Genomic DNA, 12787 nt, shown 5'->3' with positions numbered 1-12787 from the left:
CGGATGCCAGGTACGGCGAGGAGCTGATGGCGTGGGTGCGGTTGCGGGAGGGTGCTGAGGTGTTGACGGCGGAGTCGTTGCGGGAGTTCTGCGCGGGGAAGTTGGCGCACTACAAGATTCCGCGTTATGTGCACGTGGTGGGCGAGTTCCCGATGACGGTCACGGGCAAGGTCCGCAAGGTCGAGATGCGCGAGGAAGCCCGCCGCCTCCTCGACCTCTAAAGCGCCGAAGACCCGGAATACCGCAGTAATCAGGCGACGGAATACCGCAGTAATCGGGTGACCGAATACGGCGGTAATCCGGGTCCTTTGGAGAGCTCCGGGGGGTGGTGGTTTCGGGTTGGAACCGCCACCCCGCTCGCGTCATCCGCGGAGCTTTTCCAGTTCTGCGGCGTCTTCAGCGCCGAAGCGATCTTCGAGGGCCTCGGGTTCGGCGTCGACGTCGATCTGGGCCAGCGGCATGCCCCTGGCGCTGGAGATCGCGCCGAGGCGCCTGGTCGCGCGATCGGAGGCGTAGGCGGTGAGCTCCTCCTTGTCGAGCGCGAACGGCAGCTCCTCGGGAGCGTCCGCCGGACTCCACTGGACCTGCGCGATGGCGTGCGGCAGCAGGATGGCCATCTGGTCCTCGACCACCGACCAGTTGGTCTCGTCGGCGGCCACGTGCCTGCGGCAGGTGAAGGTGCCCCAGGCCATGTGCCTGCGCTCGTCGTCGCCGATGCGCTTGATGACCTGCTGCATGCCCGGCAGGATCCCCCTGCTCACGCAGATCTTGTGCCACGCGTAGTAGCCGGTGAGCGCGAGGGTCCCTTCCACGACGTGGTTGTAGGTGACCGAGGCGCGGACCTGGTTCTCGGGGCTGGGGTCGGTGTGCAGCGCCTGCAGCGTCTCGGGCAGGGCCTTGTAGAAGATCTCCCGGTAGCCGGGGTTCTCGGCGACGTACTCGTGCAGGTCCTCGGTGAGCCCGACGGCGTCCATCCAGAGCCGGAACACCTGGGTGTGCTTGGCCTCCTCGAAGCAGAACTGCGTCAGGTACATCTCGTCGCCGAAGCGCCCCTCGGCGGCCATCGCGGCCATGAACGGCTGGAGGTCCTGCGTGACGGCTTCTTCCCCGGCGATGAACTGCGCGCACAGCCCGGCCACGCCACGCTTCTCGTCGTCGGTGAGGTTCTGCCAGTCCTCGGCGTCCTGGCTGAAGTCGATGTCGGCGGGGTTCCAGAACTTCGCGTTGCCCTTGCTGAACAGTCGCAGCGGGAGCGATTCCCAGTTCAGGCCGTTGGCTCGCAGGGAGTGGAAGCTCTCGCGCTGGGCGGTGTGCGTGCTCGTCATTGAACAACTCCAGCTCGCCGGGATGTGAGGTGTGTTACTCCCAGTTTCGGTACTGGACAGTTTCGCGTCAAGGCCGGTCGGAGCGTGTCCGTAAGGTGAAGATGATGGACGAGAGCAGCGCACTCACGGTCGGATTCGACCTGGACATGACCCTGATCGACCCGCGGCCCGGCATGGTTCGGGCCTTCGACGCCCTCAACGAGGAGTTCGGCACCGAGCTCGACGGGGAGCACTTCGCCGCACACCTCGGGCCGCCGCTGGAGGACGTGCTGCGCGGATACGGCTTCGACGAGCCGATGGTCAAGCGCCTCGCCGCCCACTTCCGCTCGATCTACCCGACCGTCGTGATCGACGAGACGGTCGCGCTGCCCGGCGCGGCCGAAGCCCTGGAGGCCGTGCGCGCCGCCGGTGGCCGGACCCTGGTGGTCACCGGCAAGTACGAGCCCAACGCCGCGCTGCACCTCAAAGCCCTGGGCTGGAGCGTCGACCGGCTCGCCGGCGGCGTGTTCGGCGCGGGCAAGGGCGAGGTGCTGCTGGCTGAGGGCGCCGACATCTACGTGGGCGACCACTTCGGCGACATCGTCGGCGGCCACACCGCCGGAGCGACCGCGGTGGGCGTGGCCACGGGGCCCTACTCGGCCGCCGAGCTCAGCGAAGCCGGCGCCGACGTCGCGCTGGACGACCTCTCCGAGTTCCCGGCCTGGCTGGCGACCCGCGTCTAGAACCGTTCAGGTGCGAGCTGAGTCCCGCCCCTCCGGCGGAACCTGGTGCCGGCGGGCGCGGACCACGGTGGCGATCACGCCGAAGATCAACCCGGCCGGGCACAGCAGCGCGACGATGCTGATCCACGCCGGCAGGTCTTGATGGCCGGTCGCGAACAGCGCGAAGATCAAGACGATGGCCAGCAGCCCGATGCCGAACATCGCGATCGAGATCGGGAGGATTGCTGATCTTGGTGAGCTGCTCGCCATGTGAGCAGCGTATTCACACCAATGCTGTGCCTGGCAACCGGCCTTGGCCCATAAGCATGGGTGATTTCGTCCACCTTCGCGGTACGCTTGGTGGGACGCGTCCCGGCGCGCGCACCTGCGTGGCGTTAACGGGGCGCTTTCGTCGTGACGGGGCTGTTGCCGCGTCGCGGCGGGAAGAACGGCAGGGAGATCGTGACCCGGTCAACGGGTCAGCGCATTCGACAGGGAACGGTGAGGACAGTGCCGACCGGCAGGGTCAAGTGGTTCGACTCGGACAAGGGCTTCGGCTTCCTGACCCAGGATGGCGGGGAGGACGTGTACGTGCGTTCCTCCGCGTTGCCATCTGGTGTGGATGCGCTCAAGACCGGCCAGCGCGTCGACTTCGACATGGCGCAGGGCCGACGCGGCCCGCAGGCGTTGAAGGTCAAGTTACTGGACCCGCTGCCCTCGGTCACCGAGGCGCGCCGACGTCCCGCCGATGAGTTGCACGGCATGGTCGAGGACATGATCAAGCTCCTCGAGCTCAAGGTTCAGCCGGACCTGCAGCGGGGCCGCTACCCCGACCGCAAGACGGCCAAGCGCATCGGCGAGGTCGTCCGAGCGGTCGCGCGGGAACTCGATCCCGGCGGGAACTGATCGGTCCGCGGAATCCGTCCGAGCGAAGCCGTGCGGTGAGCGGAATCTGACACGCCTTCTGGGCCGGGAGCCGATGCACACGCGTCGGCTGTCCTCCCCGGAGGACGTGTCAGAACCCGCGACCGCGAGCGGTCACTGCTTGACGTTGAGGACCCAGCTGCCGCCGATGCCGAAGTCGACCCCGCCGTCGGCGCCCTGGCTCAGCACCGCTGAGAACTGCTGGACCTCGACGTGCTCGATGCGGGCGCCGTCCGGCGGCAGTTGCAGCGTGTAGGAGTGGCGCGAGTCCGGGGTGAACACCGGGCTTCGGCCGTCGAGCTCCTGGCCGTTGAGCCCGCGGTAGAGGAACACCACCTGCCACGGTGCACCGGCGACCTCGGCCGGCACCGAGATCTGCAGCGGGTCGCGATCGACCATGCGCAGCTCACCGACGGCCTCCGGCTTCGGGGGCGAGCACTCCTGACCGGTCGGGTCGCAGAACTGGGCGGCCTCGACCGCCACCGCGTCCCCGTGCGAGTAGAAGGTCACCTGCGGTTGGCTGGGGGAGGAGCAACCGGCGGCGAGCCCGACGGCGGCCACCACCAGCAGCGGCTTCAGTCCACGATGCACGGCCAGAGCCTACGACCCGGCACTCGAACGGGCGGTGGCCGGTGCGTCAGCCGAACGTCTCCGCCGTCGTGGCAGCGACCGCAGCGGGATCGCCGGGATCAGCGTGCCGCCGCGCCCGCGCAGGATCGTCTGCGCCAGGACCAGGGCCAGCAGCGCGGCGATCACCAGGAACCCGATCCAGTACACCGGTGGCAGCAGCACGCCGAGCGCGCCGCCGAAGACCCAGCTCAGCTGCAGGATCGTTTCCGAACGGCCGAACGCCGAGGCCCGCGACGCCTCCGGCATGTCGCGCTGGACGACCGCGTCCAGGCAGACCTTGGCCAGGGCGGAGGCGGTCGCGCCGACCAGGCCGACGATCACCGCCAAGGGCAGACCGGCCAGCACCGCGGCGCAGGTCGCCACGGCGAGCGCGGCGCCCAGGCAGCTGATGATCAACCGGTCGGGTTTCTCGAAGGTCATCCGCGAACCCAGCCCGTTGCCCAGGAAGCTGCCGACCCCGGCCGCGCCGCCGACCAGGCCCAGCAGCACCAGCTGCATGGCCGGTTCGTGCTGGGTGTTGTGCTTGATCACGAACGCGGCGAACAGCGTGAGGAAACCGGTCAGCACCCGGATCCCGCCGTTGCCCCACAGCGCCACCACGACGTGACCGGTCAGCGGCACCTTGCGAGACCGTCCCGGATCGCCCAGCGAGGTCTGCACCTCGCCCTCGGTGCTCTCCACCCAGCCCGGGATCCGCAGGCACAGCCACACCCCGGCGGCGGCCATCGCGGCCATGAACCACAGCGCGCCCTCGGACCCCCACAGCCAGGCGAATCCGGACGCGATCGCGCCGAACACGCCACCCGCGGCCAGGCCGAAGGCGGTGAGCCGCGAGTTCGCCTTGGTCAGCGTGATCTGACCGGGCAGCACCCGCGGCGTCATCGCGGCCTTGAGCACGCCGAAGGACTTCGACAGCACCATGCAGCCCAGCGCCGCCGGGTAGAGCAGCCAGCTGTTGAAGTTCAGCGCCATCACCGCGGCCAGCACGACGCGCACCGCGAAGGACGCGGCCAGCGCCAGCCGCCTGCCCTGCTGCAACCGGTCCAGGGCAGGGCCGATCACCGGCGCGATCACCGCGAACGGCGCGACCGTGATCAGCAGGTAGAGCGCGACCTTGTCCTTGCTCTCGGCCGTGGCCGCGGAGAAGAACAGCGTGTTCGCCAGCGCGACGGCCATCGCCGCGTCGACCGCGTAGTTGCCCATCCACGCGTAGGTGAACTTGGCCAGCCCGGAGCGGTCGGCGCCGTCGGCGTGGGCCAGCGAGAAGAACAGCCGCACCATCCGCTGCGTCAGGTCCCGGCTGCGCCACGCGGCGACCCGGGTGACCGTCAGCTTCTTCGGCGGTGGCGCGCCCCGGGGCTGCTCGGGTTCGGGTTCCTCCTCGTCGGGTGCGGTGGAGTGATCCTCGGGCAGCGGCGGCAGCGGACTCGTCCCACCGCGCGAGCGGTCGTAGTCGGGGTCCTCCTGCCAGGGATAACGGCGCTCGTCGGCGTCCTGGCGCGGCGGTTCGAACCGCTGTCCGGACCGCTGCTGGTCGGCGTACCAACCACGCTTCCCGCGCTGCCCGGCGCCCCAGCCCGGACGGCCCCGCGGCTCGTCCGAGTGCTGGTCACGTCCACGCATCCCCATGTCAGCCATCCTGCACCACCTCCTCTCCCCCGGACTGGGTTGCGGCGAGGCCCGTTCTGGTCTCAGCCGCAACGCCCTCACGAATAAGGAGGCGGAAAGCCGCCCAGAAATACAGCTGGACACGATCAGGCGACAAAAGAGAGGGCTAGATCACTCGCTCTAGCGATCACCGGGCACGAAGCGGACCCGGAACGTCGACGGCCAGTTCTTCCCGGTGATCAGGAACTCGTCGGTGCCGGGCACGGCCGCGATGCCGTTGAGCACGTCGGCCCCGGCCCGCTGCTCGGGCGGCAGCAGCCCCTCGGCGTCCACGACCGCCGTGACCTGACCGTTCGCCGGATCGATCCGCATGATCTCGTCGCTGCCCCACACGTTGGCCCACACCTGGCCGCCGGCGCACTCCAGCTCGTTGAGCTCCTCGACCGGCGAGCCCTCCCGCGTCACCGACACCTCGCCGACCTGCGCGAACGTCGCCGGGTCGCGGAAGGTCAGCTCGTCGCTGCCGTCGCTCATCACCAGTCGCCGCCCGTCGAAGCACAGCCCCCAGCCCTCACCCGGGTACTCCACTCGGCGGAGCTCGCGGAGGCTCTCGCGATCTCGCTCGAAAGCAACCCCTTCCTGCCAGGTGAGCTGCCATATACGGTCACCCGTGACGGTGATCCCCTCACCGAAGTACTCGGCGGGCAGCCGGACCTCGTGCCGCACCGAACCGCTCAGCGGGTCGGCCGCGCGCAACGCCGAGGAACCGCGCAGCCCGGTGCCTTCGTAGAGGGTCTCACCAGCGATTTCCAGACCCTGAGTGAACGAGGAGCGGTCGTGCGGGAGCACGTTGATCACCTCGACTCGAAGGTGTGGCAGGCTTCCCGCGTGCCCTACGCCCTGATCGGTTTGCTCGCGGTCGTCCTGGCCGTCGTGCTGCGCTGGTACCTGCGGCGCACACGCAACCCCGACTCCGATGGTGAGCAGCACGCCGCACAAGAGACGTCCAGTCTGAGCAAGTCGCACCCCGAAAGCTTGACACGCCCGATCACTCCGAGTGCTACTCCGCTCCGGATCAGCGGTCCTGCGGCCTCCGCAGCGACACAGCCGACTGCGGCGTCGAGCGCGTACGGCACAATTGAGCATGTGACGCCTATGCCTGCTCCGATGACCAGCCCAGGCGCGGATGCCCCGTACGACGACGCCGGGCAGCCTGCGGCCGAGCCGTTGAACCCGGAGCTCGCGGCGGCCGAGGACGTCGCCCGAGCTGCTGCGGAGGACGAGGCCCGCCCTGGTGACGACCCGATCGGCTCGCCGGTCCTGACGCTGGACACCACGGGGGACGACGTCGCCGAGAGCGTGTCCTCCCCGGTCGGCGCGCACGTCGGCGTCGAGGCCGAGGGGCCGCACGCCGTCACGCACTACTTCGAGTCGAACTACCCCGGTTACGTCGGCTGGCTCTGGGCCGTGACGGTCGCCAGCGTCGGCGAGGGCGAGCCGGTGACGGTCAGCGAGGTCGTGCTGCTCCCCGGTCCCACGGCGCTGACGGCGCCGGACTGGGTGCCGTGGCGCGACCGCGTCCAGCCGGGCGACCTCGGCGCCGGTGATCTGCTGCCGACCAGCCCGGACGACCCGCGGCTGGCTCCCGGTCACCTGACCAGCGACGACGAGCAGTTCGGCGACGTCGCCAAGGAGGTCGGCTTCGGCCGCAAGCGGGTGCTCAGCTTCGAAGGCCGCACGGACGCGGCCGAGCGCTGGTACTCCGGCGACTTCGGCCCGGGCGCCGACGCCGCGAAGCTCGCGCCCGCGGCCTGCGGGACCTGCGGCTTCTTCCTGAAGCTGTCCGGTTCGATGGGCGGCGCGTTCGGCGTCTGCGCCAACGAGTTCGCCCCCGCCGACGGCCGCGTGGTCAGCGTCGAGTTCGGCTGCGGCGCGCACTCCGAGGTCGACGTGGACGTCTCGTCCACCGTCCCCGTCGCCGAGATCGTCTACGACGACGCCACGCTGGAGTTCGAACCGCGCGGCACGGAGCGCGGGTGAGCGAGCCGGACCGCTTCGGCGCGGTCGGACTGCGACGTGCAGTGTTGCAGTCCTGGGAGACCTCGCCGACCAGGTTCCGGGAGGACGCCAACGCCGAAGAGGACCTGCGCCTCGGCGGCTACCGCGAGCGCCTGCTGGTCGAGCTCGCCCAGAACGCGGCCGACGCCGCGGGCTCCGACGGCGTGCTGAGCGTCGAGCTCGTCGACGACGAGCTGCGGGTGGCCAACACCGGTGCGCCGCTGACCGCCGAAGGCGTGGCCGCGCTGGCGTCGCTGCGCGCGTCGGCCAAGCGCGACGGCGCCTCGGTCGGCCGCTTCGGCGTCGGGTTCGCCGCCGTGCTCGCGGTGTCCGAGGAGCCCTGCGTGCTGTCGACCTCGGGTGGCGTGGCGTTCTCCGCCGAGCGGACCCGCCAGGCCGCCGCGCAGCTGCCCGGACCGGCCGAGGAGCTGTCCCGCCGCGACGGCGCCGTTCCGGTGCTGCGGCTGCCGTGGGAGATCGACGGCGCCCCGCCGGAGGGGTTCACCACCGAGGTCCGGCTGCCGCTGCGCTCCGAAGTGGACGCGGCCGCGCTGCTGGACTCGTGCACCGACCAGGTTCCCGGACTGCTGCTGGCGCTGCCCGCGCTGAGCGAGATCCGGATCGGTCGCCAGACCTGGCGCCGCGTCGACGAGGACACCGACCGGGTCGTGGTGCACGGCCCGTCGCGCAGCGACCGCTGGCTGGTGCACCGCGCGTCCGGCGCGTTGAGCCAGTCGGTGCTGGCCGGGCTGGGCGCGGAGAGCCGTTCGACCGCGCAGTGGCAGGTCACCTGGGCCGTTCCGCTGGATTCCGAGGGCGTGCCGATCCCGCTGGCCGAGGACGTGCTGCACAGCCCGACCCCGACCGAGGAGCGGCTGTCGCTGCCCGCGCGGCTGCTGGCCGGCGTTCCGGTCGAGGCGGACCGACGTCGCGCGGCGGCCTCGCCCGCCACCGACGAGGTGCTGACCTTCGCCGCCGAGTGCTACCCGGCTCTGGTCGACAAGCTGCCCGGCGAGCACCGGACCGCGCTGGTGCCGCTGCCCGGGTTCCCGCTGTCCGATGTGGACGACAAGCTGCGGCAGGGCGTCAACGACCGGCTGCGGGTCTCGGCCTGGCTGCCCGGAGCGGGGGACAAGCCGGTCGCGCCGCTGGAAGCCCGCGCGCTGGAGTACGTCTCGGCCGAGCTGGTGGAACTGCTCGACGACGTCGTGCCGGGTCTGCTGGACCCGCAGCTCTCCGACGCCCGGCACCGGCGTTCGCTGCACGCCCTGGAGGTCCGCAGGCTCGGCGCCGCCGAGATCGTCGAGGCCGTCACCGGGCTGGGACGCGAACCGCGCTGGTGGTACCGGCTCTACGAGGCCCTGGCGCCGTTCGAGGAATCCGATCCGCAGGCCCGCGAGGAGTTCACCGCGCTGCCGGTGCCGCTGGCCGACGGCCGCACCGTCAGCGGTGTGCGCGACGTGCTGCTCAGCCACCCGGAGAGCGATCTCGACCCGGCCGCGCTGCTGTCCACCTTGGACATCTCGGGTCTGCGCATCGCGCATCCCGAGGCCACCCACCCGCTGCTGGAGAAGCTCGGCGCCCACCCGGCGGGACCGGCTGAGCTGCTCGACGCCCCGCCGCTGGCGGAAGCCGTGCGCAGCAGCGTGTCCGACGCGCTGGCCGGAGTCGACGTGCGTCCGCTGGCCGAGGCCGTGCTGAAGCTGGTCGAGGAGTCCCGGTCGCGCGACTGGCTGGGCGCGCTGGCGCTGCCCGACGACGAGGGCGATTTCCGCCGCGCCGACGAACTCCTGCTGCCCGAGGCAGCGCTGCTGTCGGTCATCGACACCGAGCACCTCGGCGAAGGAGCTCCGCTGTCGGTGCTCGACGACGAGGTCGCGCAGCGCTGGCCGACCGAACTGCTGACCTCGATCGGTGTCCTGGACGGCTTCGGCGTGCACGTCGAGGACGATCCCGTGGAGGCGGACGAGAATTTCCCCGACTCGCACCGGTGGTGGGCCGAGCAGGAGGCCGACCGGCCCGAGGAGTGGCCGCCGGCCCGCTTCGTCGGCATCCGCGACCTGGACCTGGTCTCCGACGACGCGTGGCCCGAGGCGATCAGCCTGCTCACCCGGGACCCGGAGACGCTGCGCGCGCTGCGCGAACCGCACGGCTACTCGGCCTGGTGGATCGCCCGCTGCGCGCTGATCGAAGGGCACCCGCCGCGGCACTGGCGGCTGCCCGACGCCGACGAGCTCGCCGGCGTCTACGACCCGGTGCCCGACGTCGACCTGGACACCGAGGCGCTGCGGCTGGCCGGTGTCCGCGCCGAGCTGCGCATCGACGACGGTGACGACGCCGAAGACCTGCTGGAACGCCTCGGCGATCCGGACCGCGCGATCCGCGCGGGAACGGCGTTGCGGGCCCACCAGGCGCTGAGCGAGGCCGTGTCCGCGGGCGTGGTCGACCCGTCCGAACTGGATCCGCCGGAGATGGTGCGGTCCGTGTCGGGCGCGGTGGTGAGCACCGGTCGTGCGGTCGTGCTCGACGAGCCGTGGATGCTCGGTGTCATGGACGCTCCGCTGGTCGTCGCGGGTGGCAGCCCGGACCAGTTCGACGCCGAGGCGCTGGCCGAACTGCTCGACCTGCCGCTGGCCTCGGAGGAGAACACGCTGCGCGTGCCCGATCCGGGGCGCACCCAGCGCTGGTCCGAGGTCGCCCGGGTCGCCTCCAGCTGCGAGCTGCTGGGCATCGAGGTCCCGGACGGCGAGATCACCCTCCACGACAAGCTGCGCGTCCAGGCGTCGACGGGTGAGCACCAGGTCCACTGGTGGGTCGAGAACACCGGCAAGGTCCACACCGAACGCACCCCGGACGGCTTGGCCAGGGCCTTGGCCTGGGCCACCGGGTCGTGGCCGCACCGCTTCGCCCTGGCGGCCCTGCTGGCGGACCCGGAGGCGACGACCCTGCTGCGCTAGTCGCGCTCACGGAGGGATCGCAGGAAGACCGAAAACTGCCCGCGGGCTCAGGTGTCCAGTCCCGAGAGGCCTTGCCAGGAACCTCGGGAACCGCGGCGGGCGGCGCTGCGCTGCCAGCGGAAGACGCCGTAGCCGATGATGCCGAGCGTGGTTCCCGCGATGCAGGTGAAGAACTCGACTCCGACGGCGCCGTCGGCGAGGTCGCGCCACCCGAACAGCACGACACCCGCGAACCACAGGGCGGTGCCGAACAGCAGCACCGGCGTCGGGTCCGCGAGCCTGCGCGGCAGCGACGGAACCGTTCGGTGCGCGGGGTCGGAGGGGGCGGGTTCGCCGTCTTGTACCACGTCAGGCAGGCTACTCCCGGTAATAACGGCCCGCGCACAGGCCACCGCGATTGGAAAGTTCGAATGGTGGAGAGAACCGAGAGCAAGTCTTCGCTGCTGGATCGCTACTTCAAGATCAGCGAGCGCGGATCCAGCGTTGGCCGAGAGGTTCGGGGTGGCCTGGTCACCTTCGTGACCGTCGCCTACATCATCGTGCTCAACCCGTTGATCCTCGGCAGCGATTCGCCGACCGACGCCGGTGCCAAGCACGACGTCCTGGGCAACATCCTGCCCATCCCGCAGGTCGCGGCGGCCACCGCGCTGGTCGCGGGCATCATGACCATCCTGTTCGGACTCATCGCGAACTACCCGTTCGCCATCGCCACCGGCCTGGGCATCAACACCCTGCTGGCCGTGACGATCGCGCCCCAGGTGACCTGGCCGGAGGCCATGGGTCTGGTCGTGGTCGACGGCATCGTGATCCTGATCCTGGTCGCGACCGGGTTCCGCACCGCCGTGTTCAACGCGGTGCCCGCCGATCTCAAGGCCGCGATCGCGGTCGGCATCGGCATGTTCATCACCTTCGTCGGTCTGGTCGACTCCGGGTTCGTGCGCCGACTGCCGGACGAGGCGAACACGACGGTCCCGGTGGGGCTGGGCATCGACGGTTCGATCGCCTCCTGGCCGACCGCGGTGTTCGTCTTCGGCCTGGTGCTGACCTCGATCCTGGTGGCCCGCAAGGTTCGCGGCGGCATCCTGATCAGCGTCGTGGCCACCACGATCCTGTCGATCATCATCGAGTCGATCTTCCACGCCGGGTCCTCCAGCGACGTCGGTGAGACCGGCTGGAACCTCGGCTACCCGGCGCTGCCGGACCAGATCGCCGGTCTGCCGGACCTGTCGCTGGTCGGCGACATCTCCTTCGGCGCCTTCACGCGGTTGCCCGCCCTGGCCGCGGCGATGCTGGTGTTCACGCTGGTCCTGGCGAACTTCTTCGACGCCATGGGCACGATGACCGGTCTCGGCAAGGAAGCCGATCTGACCGACAAGGAGGGCAACCTCCCCGGTATCGGCAAGGCGCTGGCCGTCGAGGGTCTGGGCGCGGTCGCCGGTGGTGCGGGTTCGGCGAGCTCCAACACGGTGTTCGTGGAGTCGGCCTCCGGCATCGCCGACGGCGCCCGCACGGGTCTGGCCAACGTGGTGACCGGTCTGCTGTTCCTGGGCGCGATGTTCTTGACCCCGCTCTACCAGGTGGTTCCGGTCGAGGCCGCCGCTCCGGCGCTGGTCGTGGTGGGCGCGATGATGCTGTCGCAGATCCGCCAGATCGACCTGTCGGACTTCACGATGGCGCTGCCGGCGTTCCTGACGATCGCGGTCATGCCCTTCACCTACTCGATCGCCAACGGCATCGGTGCCGGGTTCGTCAGCTACGTGCTGCTGCGCACCTTCACCGGCAAGGCCCGCGAGGTGCACCCGCTGATGTGGGTGGTGGCCGCGGCCTTCGTGCTCTACTTCGCCTCGGGTCCGCTGAGCAGCCTGCTCGGCATCTGACTCGTTTCACGAGGCACCCGCGTCCCGGATTCCTGGGACGCGGGTGCCTCTTTTCGCGCTCCGGGCGGAGATCGCCCAGACCTCTTGGCGCGCGGTGAGTCTCCTTCATCCCAAATACGCCATGCCGGGGCTCGGGCTGGCTAAGGTATGCCCCCACTGGTCGAGCGATCAGTTTGTCCGAATTCCCGAGATAGTTTGGTAGACTAACGACGTGTCCGATATCGCGGAACGGGAACGCACCCTGGCGAGCCGGCTGCGGCTCGCGGTCGTGCGCCTCAACCGGCGGTTGCGCGCGCAGCGAGCCGATTCGGCCCTCACGCTGTCCCAGCTGTCAGCGCTGTCCTGCCTGCACAAGGCCGGATCGATGACGCCGGGCGAACTGGCGGCCAAGGAGGGTGTCCAGCCACCATCGATGACCAGGGTCATCGCGGCGCTGGAGGACAACGGGCTGGTGGTCCGGCGGGCTCATCCCACCGACGGCCGGCAGGCCATCGTCGAGGTGACCGAGTCCGGCAAGGCCCGCATCGAGGAAGAGGTCACGATCCGCGAGCGCTGGCTGGACCAGCACCTCGCGGAACTGGACGCGGAAGAGCTGGCGGTGCTGTCGCGCGCCGCCGAGATCATCGACCGGCTGGCCAGTCGATGAGGGAGCACTGAGAGGCGGTACGCGGAAGCGTGGTTGACCAAGCTCGAAGGTCTGCGGAAGA

At 70.4% G+C, this 12787-nt stretch carries 13 protein-coding genes; 7 read left to right on the top strand and 6 right to left on the bottom strand.

Annotated elements, in window-relative coordinates; genetic code table 11:
• Positions 1-221 (top strand): AMP-binding enzyme (locus KBO27_RS18835; RefSeq protein ID WP_443706185.1); only part of this gene is annotated, 221 nt, incomplete at its 5' end.
• A gap of 141 nt (positions 222-362) precedes the next feature.
• Here the strand turns inward: KBO27_RS18835 and KBO27_RS18830 are convergent.
• Positions 363-1325, bottom strand: coding sequence for a R2-like ligand-binding oxidase (locus KBO27_RS18830; RefSeq protein ID WP_210971216.1), 963 nt, complete (start codon positions 1323-1325; stop codon positions 363-365).
• Between the two features lie 104 nt (positions 1326-1429).
• Here KBO27_RS18830 and KBO27_RS18825 point away from each other — a divergent pair, with 104 nt between their 5' ends.
• Positions 1430-2047, top strand: coding sequence for an HAD family hydrolase (locus tag KBO27_RS18825; RefSeq protein WP_372448858.1), 618 nt, complete (start codon positions 1430-1432; stop codon positions 2045-2047).
• Positions 2048-2053: 6 nt separating this feature from the next.
• Here KBO27_RS18825 and KBO27_RS18820 read toward each other — a convergent pair whose 3' ends face one another.
• Positions 2054-2296, bottom strand: coding sequence for a hypothetical protein (locus tag KBO27_RS18820; RefSeq protein WP_210971214.1), 243 nt, complete (start codon positions 2294-2296; stop codon positions 2054-2056).
• Positions 2297-2536: 240 nt separating this feature from the next.
• Between KBO27_RS18820 and KBO27_RS18815 the strand changes: the two genes are divergently transcribed.
• The gene (locus KBO27_RS18815) at positions 2537-2932 is read left to right on the top strand and encodes a cold-shock protein (protein ID WP_132677872.1); all 396 of its coding nucleotides are present in this window, start codon (positions 2537-2539) and stop codon (positions 2930-2932) included.
• 132 nt (positions 2933-3064) lie between these two features.
• Here the strand turns inward: KBO27_RS18815 and KBO27_RS18810 are convergent, their stop codons facing one another.
• From KBO27_RS18810 to KBO27_RS18800, 3 genes are all read right to left on the bottom strand, one after another.
• Entirely contained in the window at positions 3065-3541 is a 477-nt protein-coding gene (locus KBO27_RS18810) for a DUF2771 family protein (protein WP_210971213.1), read from the bottom strand.
• A 9-nt stretch (positions 3542-3550) separates the two neighbouring features.
• A complete protein-coding gene (locus KBO27_RS18805; RefSeq protein ID WP_210971244.1) occupies positions 3551-5209 on the bottom strand; it encodes an MFS transporter in 1659 nt (552 codons plus the stop codon).
• A gap of 159 nt (positions 5210-5368) precedes the next feature.
• Positions 5369-6067, bottom strand: a complete 699-nt coding sequence (locus tag KBO27_RS18800; RefSeq protein ID WP_372448860.1) for a glutaminyl-peptide cyclotransferase — start codon at positions 6065-6067, stop codon at positions 5369-5371.
• Between the two features lie 288 nt (positions 6068-6355).
• Here KBO27_RS18800 and KBO27_RS18795 point away from each other — a divergent pair, with 288 nt between their 5' ends.
• Together KBO27_RS18795 and KBO27_RS18790 are read left to right on the top strand one after the other, a co-directional pair.
• Positions 6356-7228 (top strand): DUF3027 domain-containing protein, encoded by an 873-nt coding sequence (locus KBO27_RS18795; protein ID WP_246537521.1) that lies wholly within the window; start codon positions 6356-6358, stop codon positions 7226-7228.
• Positions 7225-10203, top strand: coding sequence for an ATP-binding protein (locus tag KBO27_RS18790; RefSeq protein WP_210971211.1), 2979 nt, complete (start codon positions 7225-7227; stop codon positions 10201-10203). The genes KBO27_RS18795 and KBO27_RS18790 overlap by 4 nt, the downstream gene beginning before the upstream one ends.
• A gap of 47 nt (positions 10204-10250) precedes the next feature.
• Here the strand turns inward: KBO27_RS18790 and KBO27_RS18785 are convergent, their stop codons facing one another.
• Positions 10251-10550: a DUF2530 domain-containing protein gene (locus KBO27_RS18785; RefSeq protein ID WP_132681319.1), complete on the bottom strand. Its 300-nt coding sequence runs from the start codon at positions 10548-10550 to the stop codon at positions 10251-10253.
• A gap of 63 nt (positions 10551-10613) precedes the next feature.
• Here KBO27_RS18785 and KBO27_RS18780 point away from each other — a divergent pair, with 63 nt between their 5' ends.
• Together KBO27_RS18780 and KBO27_RS18775 are read left to right on the top strand one after the other, a co-directional pair.
• Entirely contained in the window at positions 10614-12080 is a 1467-nt protein-coding gene (locus KBO27_RS18780) for an NCS2 family permease (RefSeq protein ID WP_210971210.1), read from the top strand.
• 211 nt (positions 12081-12291) lie between these two features.
• Entirely contained in the window at positions 12292-12726 is a 435-nt protein-coding gene (locus KBO27_RS18775) for a MarR family winged helix-turn-helix transcriptional regulator (protein WP_132677863.1), read from the top strand.
• Positions 12727-12787 lie beyond the last annotated feature (61 nt).

The sequence above is a fragment of the Saccharopolyspora endophytica genome (assembly GCF_018070075.1).
Classification (GTDB): domain Bacteria; phylum Actinomycetota; class Actinomycetes; order Mycobacteriales; family Pseudonocardiaceae; genus Saccharopolyspora; species Saccharopolyspora endophytica.
Note: the sequence above shows the minus strand (reverse complement) of the source record. Positions and strands in the feature narration are given on the sequence as shown.

Excerpts from the sequence above, each read along its gene's own strand:
- KBO27_RS18830 (WP_210971216.1), bottom strand. The coding sequence starts at position 1,325 with ATGACGAGCACGCACACCGCCCAGCGCGAGAGCTTCCACTCCCTGCGA.
- KBO27_RS18825 (WP_372448858.1), top strand. The coding sequence starts at position 1,430 with ATGGACGAGAGCAGCGCACTCACGGTCGGATTCGACCTGGACATGACC.
- KBO27_RS18820 (WP_210971214.1), bottom strand. The coding sequence starts at position 2,296 with ATGGCGAGCAGCTCACCAAGATCAGCAATCCTCCCGATCTCGATCGCG.
- KBO27_RS18805 (WP_210971244.1), bottom strand. The coding sequence starts at position 5,209 with ATGGGGATGCGTGGACGTGACCAGCACTCGGACGAGCCGCGGGGCCGT.
- KBO27_RS18795 (WP_246537521.1), top strand. The coding sequence starts at position 6,356 with ATGACCAGCCCAGGCGCGGATGCCCCGTACGACGACGCCGGGCAGCCT.
- KBO27_RS18780 (WP_210971210.1), top strand. The coding sequence starts at position 10,614 with ATGGTGGAGAGAACCGAGAGCAAGTCTTCGCTGCTGGATCGCTACTTC.